15 protein-coding genes are annotated in these 15,389 nt (G+C 54.2%); all 15 read right to left on the reverse strand.

Annotated elements, in window-relative coordinates; all coding sequences use genetic code 11:
* Nucleotides 1-11: 11 nt before the first annotated feature.
* The 15 genes from KQJ23_RS10145 to KQJ23_RS10215 all read right to left on the reverse strand — a co-directional run bounded on the left by KQJ23_RS10145 (nt 12) and on the right by KQJ23_RS10215 (nt 14,484).
* Nucleotides 12-1,049, reverse strand: coding sequence for a DUF916 domain-containing protein (locus tag KQJ23_RS10145; RefSeq protein WP_216478707.1), 1,038 nt, complete (start codon nt 1,047-1,049; stop codon nt 12-14).
* 20 nt (nt 1,050-1,069) lie between these two features.
* The gene (locus KQJ23_RS10150; protein WP_216478708.1) at nt 1,070-2,704 is read right to left on the reverse strand and encodes an RCC1 domain-containing protein; all 1,635 of its coding nucleotides are present in this window, start codon (nt 2,702-2,704) and stop codon (nt 1,070-1,072) included.
* A 29-nt stretch (nt 2,705-2,733) separates the two neighbouring features.
* Nucleotides 2,734-3,708: a hypothetical protein gene (locus tag KQJ23_RS10155; RefSeq protein WP_216478709.1), complete on the reverse strand. Its 975-nt coding sequence runs from the start codon at nt 3,706-3,708 to the stop codon at nt 2,734-2,736.
* On the reverse strand, nt 3,695-4,243 hold the full coding sequence (locus KQJ23_RS10160) for a hypothetical protein (protein WP_216478710.1): 549 nt from the start codon (nt 4,241-4,243) through the stop codon (nt 3,695-3,697). The genes KQJ23_RS10155 and KQJ23_RS10160 overlap by 14 nt, the downstream gene beginning before the upstream one ends.
* The gene (locus KQJ23_RS10165) at nt 4,240-4,632 is read right to left on the reverse strand and encodes a hypothetical protein (protein WP_216478711.1); all 393 of its coding nucleotides are present in this window, start codon (nt 4,630-4,632) and stop codon (nt 4,240-4,242) included. The genes KQJ23_RS10160 and KQJ23_RS10165 overlap by 4 nt, the downstream gene beginning before the upstream one ends.
* Before the next feature lie 65 nt (nt 4,633-4,697).
* Nucleotides 4,698-5,177 (reverse strand): ABC transporter permease, encoded by a 480-nt coding sequence (locus KQJ23_RS10170; protein WP_216478712.1) that lies wholly within the window; start codon nt 5,175-5,177, stop codon nt 4,698-4,700.
* Between the two features lie 71 nt (nt 5,178-5,248).
* A complete protein-coding gene (locus tag KQJ23_RS10175; protein ID WP_216478713.1) occupies nt 5,249-7,318 on the reverse strand; it encodes a hypothetical protein in 2,070 nt (689 codons plus the stop codon).
* Nucleotides 7,315-9,177 (reverse strand): ATPase, T2SS/T4P/T4SS family, encoded by a 1,863-nt coding sequence (locus tag KQJ23_RS10180; protein ID WP_216478714.1) that lies wholly within the window; start codon nt 9,175-9,177, stop codon nt 7,315-7,317. The genes KQJ23_RS10175 and KQJ23_RS10180 overlap by 4 nt, the downstream gene beginning before the upstream one ends.
* Nucleotides 9,174-10,007: a P-loop NTPase family protein gene (locus KQJ23_RS10185; protein ID WP_216478715.1), complete on the reverse strand. Its 834-nt coding sequence runs from the start codon at nt 10,005-10,007 to the stop codon at nt 9,174-9,176. The genes KQJ23_RS10180 and KQJ23_RS10185 overlap by 4 nt, the downstream gene beginning before the upstream one ends.
* Before the next feature lie 14 nt (nt 10,008-10,021).
* Nucleotides 10,022-10,729, reverse strand: coding sequence for a hypothetical protein (locus KQJ23_RS10190; protein ID WP_216478716.1), 708 nt, complete (start codon nt 10,727-10,729; stop codon nt 10,022-10,024).
* 11 nt (nt 10,730-10,740) lie between these two features.
* Entirely contained in the window at nt 10,741-11,868 is a 1,128-nt protein-coding gene (locus KQJ23_RS10195; RefSeq protein ID WP_216478717.1) for an SAF domain-containing protein, read from the reverse strand.
* Nucleotides 11,869-11,911: 43 nt separating this feature from the next.
* On the reverse strand, nt 11,912-12,523 hold the full coding sequence (locus KQJ23_RS10200; protein WP_216478718.1) for a hypothetical protein: 612 nt from the start codon (nt 12,521-12,523) through the stop codon (nt 11,912-11,914).
* Complete coding sequence (locus tag KQJ23_RS10205; protein ID WP_216478719.1) at nt 12,520-12,690, reverse strand: hypothetical protein; 171 nt, start codon at nt 12,688-12,690, stop codon at nt 12,520-12,522. The genes KQJ23_RS10200 and KQJ23_RS10205 overlap by 4 nt, the downstream gene beginning before the upstream one ends.
* 68 nt (nt 12,691-12,758) lie before the next feature.
* Nucleotides 12,759-13,709 carry a ParB/RepB/Spo0J family partition protein gene (locus KQJ23_RS10210; protein WP_216478720.1) on the reverse strand — a complete coding sequence of 317 codons (951 nt, stop codon included), beginning with the start codon at nt 13,707-13,709 and terminating at the stop codon, nt 12,759-12,761.
* Complete coding sequence (locus KQJ23_RS10215) at nt 13,657-14,484, reverse strand: ParA family protein (protein ID WP_216478721.1); 828 nt, start codon at nt 14,482-14,484, stop codon at nt 13,657-13,659. The genes KQJ23_RS10210 and KQJ23_RS10215 overlap by 53 nt, the downstream gene beginning before the upstream one ends.
* Nucleotides 14,485-15,389: the final 905 nt, after the last annotated feature.

The following is a 15,389-nucleotide window of genomic DNA, read 5'->3' on the forward strand; positions in this document are numbered from 1 at the left end:
AGCATGGGGCTTTAATGCGGCTCCTTCTTACGTCGCTTGTCATTACGCTTTCGAAGCCATGTGACAATGGCAAGTAGCAGCAACAGTCCGGCATACAGGTAGAGGCGATACTCCCCAAGCCACGACGCGGGTAACGAGGAACCGTCCTCCGCCACCTGCACCACCTTACCCGAAGACGCCGTCCCCCAACGTGTCCGTTCTTCCTCCCCTTCTACCTCGAAGGTCAGCACCCTTTGCACCGAATGCCCGTTGACGGTTGTGGAAACCTCCGCAACGTACGCTCCCGGAACCAATGCTCGACTCAGCTCGGCTCGGTGCTGCGCCACTGTCCCCGCGTAGATGGAGTCAAAGTGGGTTTCCAATTGCAGCACCGGCTTGTCCTCCTCTAGCTTTTTGACCAGCACCTTCATCTCCGGCTTGGACAAGCTGCCGCCCTCATTCATTAGCAAAATGGAGAGGAACGCTTTTTCATTCTCCTGTCCATACGTGATCGAATGCGGAATCGCCTGAGGCGGCTTCGCTTCGTCCAGCTTATAGTTGAGAACGACCTGAAGGCCGGTTTTGCGGATGATATGCGTCACAAACCTCGCCCGCGCGTCGTCCGTCACCTCAACGGCCTGATCCTGATTGTCATACACGCCGATAACCGCAATATACTGCCCCGGCTGTACGGCAGCAGGGAAGCGTAGCTTTACGCTAAAGCGTTGTGTTTCCCCCGCACGCAACGTAATGGTGCGATCAGGAGTTGTAAACCAGGCAGCCGCCCCGAGATCCGGATCATCCGGCAATGTAAAATCCTTGCCGCCGCCAAGTGCCGGAGTAGCCTCCGCCATGTAGAGCAAGGCGGTGATGTCCTGCTCCGTCGGATTGCTGATCTCTACCGCATACTCGCGTTCCTCGCCGGGGACAATTTCCTCGACGTAAGCGCCGAGTTGCGGATGGATGCGCTTGGGATCGCCGCTCACGATTAATTGCTGTCCCTCTGTCGGGGCGGAAAACCCCGTTCCAACCCAAAAAACCGTTGCCAGCAGCAACAGTCGAATCCACATCGTTTATTCACTCCTTTGGTTCAAATTCCGCTCGTGAGTGTGAAGGTGAGCGTACATGTATACGTGCCGGCCAACAACCCAATGGTGTCACCCGGCGTATAGGCTGAGGCAGGCGAAGCCTGCAATACCTGCACAGTTATCGGCACTGTCAGCGCCAAAGACAAGGTCGTCTCATACTTCCCTGTGCCGTATCCGGCATCGGCCTGGATAATCGGAACGGAGGTGGGCCCCAATATTTGTCCCGGCAGGTACTTGGGGCCGTGAACGGCGTCAATCTCCATTCCTTGTAGCACGGTAATCGGCGATGCGCCGCTCAACGCCAAGGTTGAAGCCGGGAAGCTTGCGATCATACTGCTGCTTCCCGTTGTCGGATCAAGTCCAGACCAGTAGAAGGGGGAAGCAGATACGCCCAACATCCATCCCGCGTTATAGCCGCGCAAGTCGGAAACCATGATGGGTAACGTTGCCAAGCTGTGAAGCGTGGATGGCAGAACTACCGGCGAAAACGTAGCCGTTCCCTTGGCGGCTGTCATTGTACCCGTCACCAGGCCGGGCACAGCACGTGAGCCTCCACCATAGCCAAGCACAGCCCCCGTTCCATTGCCCCAGCTATACAGCAATTCGTTCGTTATTCCCGCCAATACAAAGTTGGACTTCGTACTGCCAACAAACTGTACTCCTTCAATCTGCGTTTGTACTGGTGAATGGCGATCCGCGCCGGTCCCGTCTCCCAGCTTGCCGCCCCAATTCGACCCCCAGCCCCATAACTCTCCATTCGACAGCCGCGCATGTGTGTAATCTCCGCTGGCATGAATAGAGGCTACATTCGTCAACGCAGAGAACAGCGTAGGCTCGTATCGCCTGATGGTATCGCCAAAGCCCAACTGCCCATACGTATTTACACCCCAGCACCAGACCTGACCGTTGTCGTCCATCGCAAAGGAGGAATCGCTTCCTGCCGATACGCTGACGATATTCGCCAAGGTGCTGTGCCAGTAAGGTGTCGTCACTGGCGGCCCAGCGCCGCCATTGCCAATGCCACCGTAGCTGTTGCTTCCCCAAGCATACACATGTCCGTTCGTCGTAACAGCCACACTATGCGCGCCACCAGCCGCTACGCTTCGAACTGCAGGCAGTCCCAATACTTGCACCGGGGAGCTTTTGCCCACGCTTGTCCCATCGCCAAGCTGTCCCTGCTGATTGTCACCAACCGCCCATAAAGTCCCGTCCTCACGTACAAAGAACGCAAAATGGACACCAGCCTCCACCTGTGTCACATCAGACAGCGAAAGCAGTGTTGGCTCATTTCTTTGTTGGGAGTCACCAAGGCCAAGCTGCCCCTCCGCGCCTCGTCCCCACGCCCAAACGGAGCCATCTACTTGAAGCGCGTAGCCCGAAGTCAAGCCACAAGCGATGTCCTTGATCTGATGCAGGGATTGAATCCGGGTAGGGAACGAAACGGCAGCGCCGCTGGAATCGTATCCCAACTGTCTTTGTTGGTTGCTTCCCCATGACCACACCGTCCCATCCGATTTCAACGCCATGGCGAACTCGCTGCCACCGCATGCCTGAACATAGACTGGCCCGGCTGCCTGTATGGCAGGATTATAGACGGCAAGCCACAGCATGATTCCGATTAATACACGGATATACACATCCGACTGCCTCCTCTCTTGAACACGAGCTAGGGTGAGCAGGGCAGCGGCATGTATCCCTTGCGTGCTGCTGCCTGTTCGCTGACAAACACTTCTTCACGCGGGTAGCCATAGCCGCAGGAGCTGCGGTAGTACACCTTTATTTCTCCCTTGCGAGCGCCGATAATAGCCTCCTGCTTTAGCACCCGGCTCCCGCCAAGCGCGTAGCTGTTGTACTGCCTAGCGCCAATCGGAATGCCTTGTAGAAATGCTAGGACGCCTACGTCGTCGATGCTGTTGCTCCAGTCCTCCTCCGGAATCAACGGCAAGGTGAACACGTAAGAAAACCCATCCCGAGAGACCGTTTCGTTGTATTGGTTGATCCGATAAGCCAGCTCGTCCTGAATCGCCCCGACAATCGTGCTGCGCCTTGTCCGCTCAAATTGTTCGGCATCCTGCAGAAGCGGAATCGACGTTTTCTGCCTAATGTCCTGCCGTAGCCCCTCTTGCCAGCTCCCACTCGCCGCATCGTAGGCCAGCACCTCCTGATCCAGCGTAAACGACAGGCTGTTTCCCGCCACGTCCGAATAAGCATACGGCTTCTTCGCTCCCCAAACCGGCTTCATGATCACTTTTCCGTCCGTGCCCGTCCATTCCTGCTCGCTGTAGACGTAGAAGCCGTCATAACCGACGATAACAATTGCCGGAATGTAACGTTGCAGTGTGCCTTGAGCCACGGGATCACCTGTAACACCGAAGCCCGCATCAAGCGTTCGGTAGAACGCCACAACAGCGTCTTCCTTGTTAAGCGCAATTCGTTTGTCCGAGCCATACTGTGCTTCCCGTTGCTGGCTGGCATTACCGATCAACTGGCTCGCCGCATCGTCCACTGCCGCATCCAGCGCCGCATCGTAACGCAGCTCGGTTAGCAGCGTCCGGCGCAGCGCATCCGTCTCGATGCGGTTGATTGTCGCAAACGGGAGGAACAACAGCGCGCCGACTATGGCCCACTCAATCCATCGCATGGCGTACCATCCTCCCGTAAGGAATAACGATCTTTTCATTCGGGCTAATCGTGTTGTTCAGCATGTCAAAGATCAGCGTCCCTGCCGTCCGGTTCGTATTGCGCACCGTAACCGAAAAGCTGTCGCCCTCCCGCATGCGGTAGCGGCGGCTGGAATCGTCCTTTTCCAGCGTATTATCGGGGAACAGCACCGGCAAAATTTGTGCGTTGTAGTAGGCATCAAAATGAATTTCATAAGTGCCATGGAATGTTTCCGGCCGAGTCGGGTCTTCGTAAACCGGTACATAGGTCTTGCTGCCATGCTCCATTTCAACGACAAAGCTGTTACCGGTTGCCTCCAGCGCGGCCATAAAGTCGTTGTACATCACAGGCGTAATGCCGCCTTTGTTGCGCACCGCATCCACAAAAGAGGTCGTCGCCCGCAGCGCAATCAGCTCGGAAATATCGTCCTGCTGGTCAAAGGCGGCGGAGAGGGGATACAGGTAAAGCAGCAGAAGCGCAATCAGCACCGCGAACAGCTTGACCAGCGTATTCATGGCACACGCCTCAACAACAGCCGTAGCAAATGCCCATCCGCGTCACGTTCATTATCAGGCACATATTTCGCCTGCAAAGGAATGCTCATTGCGCGAAGCTGCTCCCGTTCTAACGGTGCTGCGTACCTCACACCGTCTACAATCATTTCCGCATCGCCCTCCTCCAACCGTGCCAGTGCATGAAGCACCTCCGTGCCGCTCATTGTGCCTTCGCCAGCTACAAGGCTTGCGCTCTGATGCAGGCTACGATCCTGAGCATGGCCCGAGACATAAGCCAACGCGTTCAGCGAAGCCCCGTTTTGAAACAGCAGCAGCCCCGTTCCCACCGCCATCAAAAACACCAAAAATGCGACACTCATCTCCATCATCGTTCTCGGGGCGTAATCCACCCGCGGTTCCTCCCTTCAGACGAAAGCGCCGGGCTCCCCGGACGCTTCCGCCTCTTCTTTCGATATTACTGCTGCCGAAACACAATGCCCCGAATCACATTGCTGCTGTCCAGCACCAGATTCGCGCGGAACTTGCCGCTCGGATTCACGTAGTTGATGTCCGCCTCATCTACGGTTTGCGCGATCAAGCCCGGAGCTACACCCACGACCGTACCGTAGGTCACGTTGTCCATCGGCACGCTTGTATTAATCGTTTTGCCATACCATTGTCCAGCCGGATTTTTACCGGTGTAAATCTGAATGCCGAATTGATCGGCATCGCGGAATTTGCGCAGCGCATTGACAACCTGGCTACCCGAAAGGGTTGTATTGTCATACACAGTAAAGGCCGTTTGCGACAGCTCGGTTTGAATATTGCTGAAATTGCTTTGCGCTGCCTTGGTGGAATCCTGGGCTGAAACAAACAAGACCACAGCCAGGGTAATGAGGGCAATGGCGAGGAAGATCCCTGCTGCCATCACCAGTGCTTTTTGTGCATTGGACATTGAATTCGCTCCTTATAATTGGGATCGACAAAAAGCCTTCCCCGTGAAGAAAGGAAGGATCATCTGGCTGTTTACTGAATACGTTGAAGCTGCTCATAGTAGGCGGTCATTTGCTGCAGACTGACGACGATAAGCGGGATCACTAAATACCCGAAGATCAGCGTCATCAAGGGGGTAAAGCCAATCCAGCGCCCCCAGCCTGCCTTTTGCTCAATCAACTGCTCATACTCCTGCTTGCGCTGCTCCCGCGCAAACGCCTGCTCTGCTTCGAGATCGTCAAACGCCTGGCGAATCGTCAAATGCTGCGACGCCAGTTCCAGCTTCTCCACCGTCCGTACAAACGGCAGAAACGGCGCATCCTCCTTGAGCTGCGCCAACGCCTGCTCCTCGCCTTGCTCAAAGTGGAGCAAGCACACCTGCAACGGCTCCTTGAAAACACGGGCAAACTGTTCCATCCAGATCAGCAGTTGTTCTACTGACATGCGCTCCATCCCAGCCAGCATGGCGATCACTGCTTGCAGTTGATCGACCTCGTGCTTCATTTCCATCCGCCGCATCCGCCGCTCAAACAACCTAATACCGACGGGCAGCGCATACCCGCCCCAACCAGCTGCGAGAGCCAGAAACACCTCCCACCACAGCAGCCATGGCTGCTCCAGTTGCACAAGCTTCTCCATTACCCGCCGCGCGGTTAGGCGAAGTTGCTCCTCCTGTTCCCCGCCAGCCACCTGCTGTCGGAGCAGATTCATAATGATGCGTTCGTTGCGCGGCCTCACCTCCTTTACTTGTTCCAGAATCTGACGATCCAGTGCCGCAGCTTCCTGTGCCTTGGCTTCATCCTCTACCGACAACTGCCCGAACAGCATCCCCGGCTTGACTGGCGCATAGAGCAGTTGATGCCGCTCCGCTGCATGCATGGACACGAACAGCCCTAGCACGGCAGCAAAAGCCAACGCGCCCGCGGCCAGGCGCTGCACATAAAACCATTCCAGCCGCAGCGGTGAAGCCGTATCCTTGAGCAGCCGAGTCACCCGCTCCGCTTCCCGCGAATCGGGAGCCGGCCCAAGCCGCTGGACGATCCAACGCACCCATGGCCAGCCGTACACGCGCTTTTCCCAACGAGTACGGCTCGTATGCCGAGCGCCACCATCCAACTCCGCCAACGCGCGGAGCAGCACATAAGACAGCCATACGACGACGAGCAGGATCAATTTCGCCAACCAGCCGAGCGCCCCGGCGTAGAAGGCGTCCATCGAGGGAAAGAAGTGGCTTGCCCATGCCTCAATTGGACGGGTAAAGAGAAGCGGCACAAGTGCGATCACCGTCAGCCCTTGCAGCAAATAGCTAAGCTTCTCTCGCCGCAGCAGCTCCAGATTCAGCTCGCCTAACAGCTTTTCCAGCCCTTTCAGGTAAATCGAGCCGCTTTCCGTTTTTCGGTCGCCATGCTCTTTAATGAGATAAGACAATCCGGCCATTCCCTGCAAATAGCGGTTGGGAGCCAGCTCCACGTATTGTGCCAGCTTGTCCTCCGCGTCGCTGTCCGTCAGCATCTCGTACAGCTCCTGCCCATGAAGCGCCATTTCATAGGGCGCACCGTCCGCCGCTTCGTAAATCGCTTCCTCCACCATGCCATGCCGATGGTAGTGATGGCGGATATCGCCGAAGAAAGTGCGAAGCTGCCGGAGCAGGCGTAGCTCCAGTCGTTGCACGCCCATGTCCGCCAACACGCCATGCCCTACCCATAGACCGAGCAGTAGCATGCCCCAGGTAAACAGATCGCGTACCATGACAGCAAGCGGAATGACGATTAATAGCAGAAGACTCCATACCCACAAGGCTGATTTCATCGTCTCCAGCCGCAGCTTCCACTCGTCGCCAAGCCGAACGATCAGGAGACGTTTGCGCAGGTGATGCAAATAGGCGCGCAGGATCGGCACCTGCTCGCACACGCTGTACAACTGTTGCAGAAAACTGTACATCACTTGCCTGCGCGATGCTTGTCCCGGCTTACGCAGCGATTCGTAACGCCGAATGGCAGCAATGTCTGAATCGCGGCGGGATAGCCATAGGAACGCCGCAACTGCCAGCAAGAAAAGAACCATCAAAATGCCGAGCAGTGGAGAAAGCCATTCTCGAATCATGGTGCTTCCCCCCAATTGCTGTCCAGAAAGGCATCAAAAACAGCTTGATCCGGCCCGCTCAAGTAGGTCGCCATTTCCTGACGGCTTTGCTCGGACAACGGATGAACGGCAACATACCGTCCGTCCCGGTACTCGATCAGATTCCGCGCGGTATACAGCGGGCGATCCGTCGAGCGCCGAAAAAACTCCAGTACCGTTTCCATAAAAGCGGCCAGCCGCACATCCTTGGTCATTTTGCCGGAAAAATCAGCCGGATAATCTGCCTCCTGTGGCTCCGGCACACATTCCGTAATCCTTTCGATATAACGCCTACCATCCAAGTCACGGCGCAGGTGAATATCGAAATTGACCACGCTGACGACCTGCTGCTCCGCAACACGCTCACTGCTGAACACGCCGGTTTTAAGCAGCGAATTACGCAGCGACAGCACCAAATCGCGGAACGTTTTGGCGTGATGGGTGAACAGTGTAAAAAGGGAAGCTACTTGCGCCATCTGCACCATCCAGGCTGCAACCGGGTCGGTCGCTACCTCACCCAAAATGTTCACCGAGCCGTCCGTCTTCTTCTGTATGTCCAGCCCTTGCTGGCCAGTAATCGTTTCCGTCTCACGCAGGCTGACAATGTTGCGGTTCGGGTAAATCTTGCGCAGTTGCAGCTCAAAGCTCATTTCTTGTACCCGAATCGGCAGCACCGCTGGAATATGGCGCACCATCGCCATCAGCAGGGTTGTCTTGCCACTGCCTTGTGCGCCGGTGATCGCCGTAATACGTGCGCCTGCCACCAGATAGCGGATGAGTCTGATCGGCAATTCCGCGTTTTCGTCCTGAATCAGTTGCTCCAGCGTGGCGCTTTGCACATCAAATTTGCGCACAAAAAAAGCCCACGATTCTGAAAACCGGGGGCGCAATACGACGACGCGGGACCCATCGCCCATTTCATTGACCTTATAGCCATTTGCTTCGGATAGTTGGCCGGGAAAATTGTGCTTGTAGATGATTTGGCAGACACGGCGCAGCTCCTGCTCCGAGCCAAACGACAGGAAGCTCAAATGAATGGACTTGCCCTTGTAAAACAGCCAGACGCTATCATACGAACGAGGAAGCGCCTGCCACTGCACCTCGTCCTCCAGAGCCCATTCGCCCTCCCACATCAGTGGCGGCAGCCCGGATACGCCCCCGGACACACCGTCCATCCGCATATCGCGCAGTTCGTCGATGACGCTAAAGCCCTTGTAATGCTGATAGATTCGCTGCACGACAATGCGAAGCTTGTCTTCGGTTTGCAAGGTAGGCGATTCCTTAGCGTAGATGTCCCTGATCTCTGCACTCGTTATCCGGTAAGCCTCAAGCTGCCCGTCCTCATCGAAGCGCTGCCGATCCAACTCATATGCCTGAAGCATCTGCTCCAGCGCCCGCAGCCCGAATTGCTGCTTGTAACGATCCAGCAAGATGTCAAACTGATCCTGGGCGGTGAGCGCGTCGGGTTGATGAAAGGGCAGCATCAGATTCAGGTGCGCATCGTCCAATACGTATTGCTGCATCAGCAAATCGGCGATCACTTGCTTCACGTATTCCTTGTCCCGCAAGTCGCCGGAGGTACAGCCGCGAAGCGCCTTCTTCAGCTCTGCCCGCTTGTTCTTACGGCGGCGATACTCCTCCTCGGACAAGCCAAAATCGCTGAGATGGCTCGTTGTCATTTCGTGCAACGTGTCTTTGACGAACGCCGTCATCGCCTCCAGCGTATATGCCGTTTCTTCCGTTGTTCCCTCCGGAAGACGGCGGCTCATGCGTAAATAGAGAAAGAAAACGACCAGGATCAGCAAGGAAATAACAATCATGGAGTTCAGCAGTGTCATCATAGCTTGTCCTCCTTGCCGCCGAACACAGGCTTATTCATGCCCACCCCTTCGATCAGCGCATGCGCCAGCGCCCGTACCTGACGGACAAATCGATGATTCTCATGCTGGTGCATAGTCTTGCGATTGCGAAACCAGTACGGAATCGCCTCCCCATGCTGCACTGCATCAAACCAGCCCGTATTGTGCATGACCGGAAAGGCCGATTGCTGCCAACGAAATCGGCGCTGGAGGTTATTGATGGTCAGGGACGAGGCCGGATCGAACTGTCCAAACACAAACATTGTTTTCCGAGCGCTGAGTAGCTCACTTTCCGGAGATTGAAAAAAGCGCTCCAGCAGCAAGCGATTTTGCGGCAGGCAAACGACGAGGATATCCGCCCAATCCCGCAGTTCCTCCCGCCAGCCCGGAGCGGTCCCACTACCGCCGTCTAGTAGCACTACATCGTAGGCGCGCCTGGCGGTGTCCAAAAGCGGCTCCAGCCAGCGTTCTGCCATGTCGGCAAACCCTGCGCTTGGCTTCGCCGAGCCGGGAAGCACATCCAGCCGTTCCCGGAGTAGCGGCTGCGCATAATCTCGCAGCATACTCGCCTCCAGCTTGCGGTTTTGCAGCAGCCGCAATAGCGCATCAATGCCGATATCCGGCAAGGGGGATGGATTTTTTTCCGGCGTGTAAAAGGCGCGCTGCACCGCCTCATCCTCCTCTCGCAAAAGGCCGAGGAGCAGCATTCGCGATGAATATTCCAGCCCCATACATGTCGCTGCCGCAAGCAGGCTGGCCGTCGTTCCGGCCTGGCCGGGAAAGGGACTCCAAAACACAACCATCATTCCCATCGTTTCACTCCTTTCTACCAGGCTCGCCATCGCTTTTGGGCAGTCGCCCAAGCGCGCCGCGCAGTCTTCGCATCGCAATCTCCAAGCTGTTGCAGCATCGTGAGCAGCACCTGCCGGAAGGCTCCACTGACGCGGCGAAGGTCAATACGATGCTGATGCTGATTGTGCACATCCGCTATGGCATCGCGCTCATCCAGCGGAAAATGAAAGGAAGGCTCCAGCCACTCCACATGGCGCAACCGTGTTTCCGCCCGCCAAGCAGGCAAGCTGCCCGGTAACGCCGGAGACAGCCAATCATAAAAAGAGAGCGGCGCTTCCGCTTCGTGCAAGCACAAGCGCAGCAGCAGCTCTTCATTTTTTTGCAACGATAGCCGCTTGCCGTCCCAGCACCATACCCGCTTGTCAAAGTCGGGAAAATTGCGTCCCATTACCATTTGGGTATGATCGGTGTCGAGTAGCAGCACATCGTACGCGCCCAGTGTTCCCGCCTGTTCCAGTGCGTGATCCAGTTGCGCGGCTGTAATGTAACCGTAGGCTACATCCATGTCCTCAAACTCCTGCACGGCGCTGCCGTTGAATACGGGCGGCAAATAGCCCTGAACAGCTTGCCCCATTGTGGAGTCCACTAGCAGCACCTTCTGCCCCATTGCCGAGAACAAGCGCCCCAGCGCCAGTAGCACATGGCTCTTGTCCGTTGAACCGAGAAATATCATTTTTTTCATGGCCGTCTCCCTTACTGATTGAGTATGTCCTCCCACCGTTCTTCTCCCGACGGTGCTTCCGTTTCGGTCACCGCTTCCGTTTCGTTGGAAATCGAAGGAGGAACGATTGATTCTGCCGTGGCAGAAGGAGTCGGTGGTTCCTGCGTAGGCACCGTAGAAACCGTGGGTTGCTCCTCTCCTGAAGGTCGGTTATTGGATACCTCCGTCTCCAAAGTCCCACTGCCCGACTGCGGCTGCGCTTCAAACATGGCGTTACCCTGCCGGGTAGTTGCACGTTCATTTTGCAATTGCTGCTGAATCGTAACATTGCCACTAGAGGCCCGCAACTTGTCCGACTCACTGACCGCATTTAAATTAGTATCCAGCGTTTGACGCAGGCTTCGGGCCAGTTCCGTTTTTGCCTTTTCAAGTAGATTCGGGTCGATTTCCATTAAATCCAGCACCTTCGGATTGGCCGGATAGTTTACAACGGCTGCCTCCTGCAAGCCAGGCTCGATATAGGGGAGCGCATAAAGCCGTGCCCCTTGCAGATAGGCGTCGATGATCGCACTGGACGTTTGCAGCAAATCCATCTCGTTTAATTCCAGCCAAATCACATTGCCCGACAACTGCCGCACCTGCTTTTTGGACAGCAGAACAAAATCCTCGCCAGTCGGGAAACCGATCCGTACATCGATAAACTGATCAGTCTTCAGATTGGAAGGAAGCTGAATCACCTGAAATTCCTTGAGCCGTACATCCTTTGGAACTGGCTGTCCCTCGAACAACAAAGAAGCGAGTAGCGGCGTACCCGCCTCCAGTTCCACCTTAGCATGTTTTCCGATAATCGCTTCCCGATCCGTAAGAATACCCGCCGGAACAAGTGTTATGGGCATCGGAATCGCCTGTAGATCATTTGCCGTCAATTCATTGCCTGCCCCAACATTTCGGCTTACTATCCACACTTCTCGGCTGTTCAATTCTTTCTCTTGCTTCAATTGCGCGAGCTGACGCTCGTAGCTTTCTTGCATCTGTTGTTGTATTTGCTGTTGCTCGTTATGCTGCATGAGCAAAAAGACCGCCGCCGCCACAAGCAACACCAGGCTTACCGCAATGGCACCGATAACAAGTGCCTTGCGATTGCGATAGTTCCAAGACATCGCGAACGACTCCTTCCTTCAATCGAAATGATTCCCGTTTTGTTTAGCGGGCGTCCTGCGACTTAGGCTTTTGTTGCTTCTCCGCCTGATGAAGCGCTAGCTTATCTACTGCCCAGGCTGGTGTATGCTCCGGTTTTAGAAAGCCCAGCAGGTCTTCCCGATTATAGCGGCATTCGTCACCTGAATAGAGCCTCATTGCGAAAACGGCCCTTCCGCGTGAATTTCCCGATGCGCCGAAGCCCCCCGTTACCCAAACCAATTGATGATCTGCTGTGCGAAATTCCGGACGCAGTCTTTCCGGTCGAATTACGACAATCCTGCCACTAAGATCATCCTCGCTTTTGATGGGCAGGCAATGGTCAGTTTGAATCTGGGGCATTGTTTCTGGAATGGCAGAACGCTCGGTCTGAAGCTTCTCAATTTCCCACTGCAATAACTTGCCAAACTCCTGCATCGCGTCCAGATAGTCCGCGAATCCTTCTGCGCCATAATACTGATCAATGCCAAACAAATTATTCTGATCACAATAGCAGACCAGATAGGGCTTCTCGCTGTTCGTCGTGTCGATGCCCAAAATAACCTCGACCCTGCCAATGGGCAACGCCTGATAGACCTCATAGTCGCCAGCCATTCGTTTCTCCTGCTCCATCGTCAATCCTCCCGACACCTTTTGCGATTAGTCTGCTTCGGCTTGGTTACCGTCCCTTTTACCTGCTTCCTAATCGGCCGTTCCTCCTCCTCTGACGGACAACTCTGCGTGAAACCCGGCTTTTCCTTCATAAGTTGCTCATACTGACGCCGTCTTCCTTCGGTAAAATCCATCGGACTGCTCCTTTCTGCAAAAATGGGCATAAAAAAATCTCTCCATCTGAGAGAGAAGAAAGGGTGAATTAACGCTCGTGTTCCCGTTCCCGCTGTTTCCTGCGGTACCAGTTTTCCAATAATTGCACGAGCAGGTCTTCCTTTTGCTGCTCGGTAAATTCTTGCGGAAAGAACTTTTCAATACGCTCCTTACGGATCGTCAGCTTCTCCTTCTGATTGGGCTTTTCCTCGGTCAAAATAGCAAAGATAACATCAACATTCAGCTTGCCATCCTGATTAAGCTTTTTCATACGCTGCGCTTGCGCCAGTGAGGGCGTACAGTCCTCGGCCTGCATCGTTTCCAGCAGGGCTTGCTGCTCTTTCTCGGCCAAGTAAGAGATTTCAACTGCGGGGCCAAATGCCATTTCCTTGTCATCGACCATTTCAAGAATGGGAGGAATGAGCTCGGTCAGGCGGATATAGCGTGAGATTTGATTTTTACTTTCTCCAACTTGTTCGGCCAGCAGTTCTCTTGACTCCTTGCCGCCTAACTTCCGCCCAACTTGGGCGGAAGTCAGATCACTCCGTTGACCTTGCCTTTTCATGGCTTCCAGCTTCATCCTATAAGCAAACGCCTTTTCACTCGGAGACACATGCTCCCGTTGCAAATTACTGTCTACCATAATAATGGTCGCCTGATCGTCGTCCAACTCTCGAACAAGGCACGGAATGGATTCCATTCCTGCCATTTCACTTGCCTTTTTACGCCGATGCCCGGCGACCATTTCATAACCGCCATCCGTTTTGGGACGTACCAGCACAGGAACCAGCACCCCGTATTGCTTTACGCTTTCTGTCATCTCCAGCATTGCATCGTCCGCCCTAACTTTAAAAGGATGATCGAGGAAATCACTAATCTCTGCCAGAGGAATTTCCTTGATCTGTTCCTTTTGCGCTGCATTCCGGGTTTCTTCCGTTGTAAACAAATCATCGACTGTGGTCAGCTTTATGCTGGCGCGCCGGTCTTCTTTCGCTGCCAATATCCTGCACCTCCCTCGTTAATGAAGCGTATGCCTTGGCAACTTGTCCGTTCGGATCGTGCGCATAAATGCTTTTTCCGCGTGCGCTGGTTTCCGCCGCGCGGATAGAGAGAGGAATTTCTGTTTGAAACACACGCAGCTTGTCCCCATAATCGCGGCGAAGGATGAACGAGATATCTTTGGCAAAATTGGTGCGGCTGTCCACCATCGTAAGCAGCACACCCTCTACTACCAGCTTCTTATTGATCTGGCGGCGAACGCGGGCAACCGTCTGCAATAACTGTGTCATGCCTTTTGCTGGCAAATAATGCGCCTGAACAGGAATGATGACACTATCTGCCGCTGCCAAAGCATTGATCGTCATCATGCCCATGCTTGGCATACAGTCGATCAGGATGTAATCATAGTTCTCTTTTACCGAATCAACATACCCGCGTAGTATCGTTTCCCGGCTCATCGTATTGACGAGCGCCACTTCAACGGCAGACAGTTCGATGTTGCCCGGCATCAGGTCAATTCCTTCGTGATGCTGCAAAATACCCTCCTGTGGGTCAAAGGCTTCCTCTGCCATACATTTTTGCAGCATTGTCGCCAGCGAAACCGGGAGGTTGTCCGGCTCTTGAAAACCAAGCGAATCCGTTAAATTTCCTTGCGCGTCAGCATCCAGCAGCAGCACCCGATTGCCTTCCGCCGCCAACCCGATGCCGAGGTTGACCGCTGTCGTTGTTTTGCCCACGCCGCCTTTCTGATTGGCGAGAGCAATTACCTTGGCCATGTGGCTCAGTCTCCTTTCAATAGAGAAAAGGTCGGTTGCTTCGAGGAATCCGAGCACCGGCCTTTCATAGTTATCTATATAAAAAGAGCGCACCCGAAATGGATAAGCTCTTGGATATTCGATTTCAAAGAGTGCAGTTTCATCTACAAGTAATAGCGTGTTGAATTTCCATCAAGCACCCGCTTTCTTCGTTGCACCAGAAACTTAGAATAACAACAATCGTCTGTACACATGCAGGCTTCATACCTGCGAGCGATCTGAAATTTTCATAAAAGAATAATCCACCTGTAACTTATGCAAAAACACATATAGTCGGATGAATTGTAAACATAAAAAAATTTATCCAGCGGACAGCGGTTGACTGTCTCCATAAGCGCAGTCATGCGCTTCCTCCAGGATCGCTGCAGGCCGCCCCCATTGCGATAAGCTGTGGCTGGACGGAAGTATCATAATCGCACCATGCAGGTCATCGCCGTAAATGGAACCACCATTTCGTTATGCATCACGGAATCGCTCTCGTCTTGCCCTGCTTCTTGAGCGAACGGGCAGAAACAAAACGGTCATGGCGCGCTAGCATATTGGCTTTCCTTCGAGGCTGCATGGGGAATGTGCCGGACAAACTTGTATTCTATTTTCAAAGAGCCGTTTTGAGAGATTTTGTCTCTCTATAAGCCGTTTCATTTTTCGGGTAAAATCGGGTAGGATAGATAAAAATAATTTGTAAGATTGTGAACCGAGGATTTTGGCTTCTTTTTCCACAACGCCTTTTTGATTTATAAAGGCATAACTTTGCTGGCTCAACATTGTCCATACATTCAAAAAGCCAGTTGCACTGAAAGTTCAGTGCAACTGGCTTTTTGAATAGTGTCTATAAGAAAAAAGATCATTGACTTAAGACATTCTCT

It is taken from the genome of Paenibacillus brevis (assembly GCF_018919145.1).
Classification (GTDB): Bacteria; Bacillota; Bacilli; order Paenibacillales; family Paenibacillaceae; genus Fontibacillus; species Fontibacillus brevis.

Bases quoted from the DNA above. Each gene is read 5' to 3' on its own strand.
- KQJ23_RS10145 (WP_216478707.1), bottom strand. From the start codon at position 1,049: ATGTGGATTCGACTGTTGCTGCTGGCAACGGTTTTTTGGGTTGGAACG.
- KQJ23_RS10155 (WP_216478709.1), bottom strand. From the start codon at position 3,708: ATGCGATGGATTGAGTGGGCCATAGTCGGCGCGCTGTTGTTCCTCCCG.
- KQJ23_RS10160 (WP_216478710.1), bottom strand. From the start codon at position 4,243: ATGAATACGCTGGTCAAGCTGTTCGCGGTGCTGATTGCGCTTCTGCTG.
- KQJ23_RS10170 (WP_216478712.1), bottom strand. From the start codon at position 5,177: ATGTCCAATGCACAAAAAGCACTGGTGATGGCAGCAGGGATCTTCCTC.
- KQJ23_RS10175 (WP_216478713.1), bottom strand. From the start codon at position 7,318: ATGATTCGAGAATGGCTTTCTCCACTGCTCGGCATTTTGATGGTTCTT.
- KQJ23_RS10180 (WP_216478714.1), bottom strand. From the start codon at position 9,177: ATGATGACACTGCTGAACTCCATGATTGTTATTTCCTTGCTGATCCTG.
- KQJ23_RS10185 (WP_216478715.1), bottom strand. From the start codon at position 10,007: ATGGGAATGATGGTTGTGTTTTGGAGTCCCTTTCCCGGCCAGGCCGGA.
- KQJ23_RS10190 (WP_216478716.1), bottom strand. From the start codon at position 10,729: ATGAAAAAAATGATATTTCTCGGTTCAACGGACAAGAGCCATGTGCTA.
- KQJ23_RS10195 (WP_216478717.1), bottom strand. From the start codon at position 11,868: ATGTCTTGGAACTATCGCAATCGCAAGGCACTTGTTATCGGTGCCATT.
- KQJ23_RS10205 (WP_216478719.1), bottom strand. From the start codon at position 12,690: ATGGATTTTACCGAAGGAAGACGGCGTCAGTATGAGCAACTTATGAAG.
- KQJ23_RS10215 (WP_216478721.1), bottom strand. From the start codon at position 14,484: ATGGCCAAGGTAATTGCTCTCGCCAATCAGAAAGGCGGCGTGGGCAAA.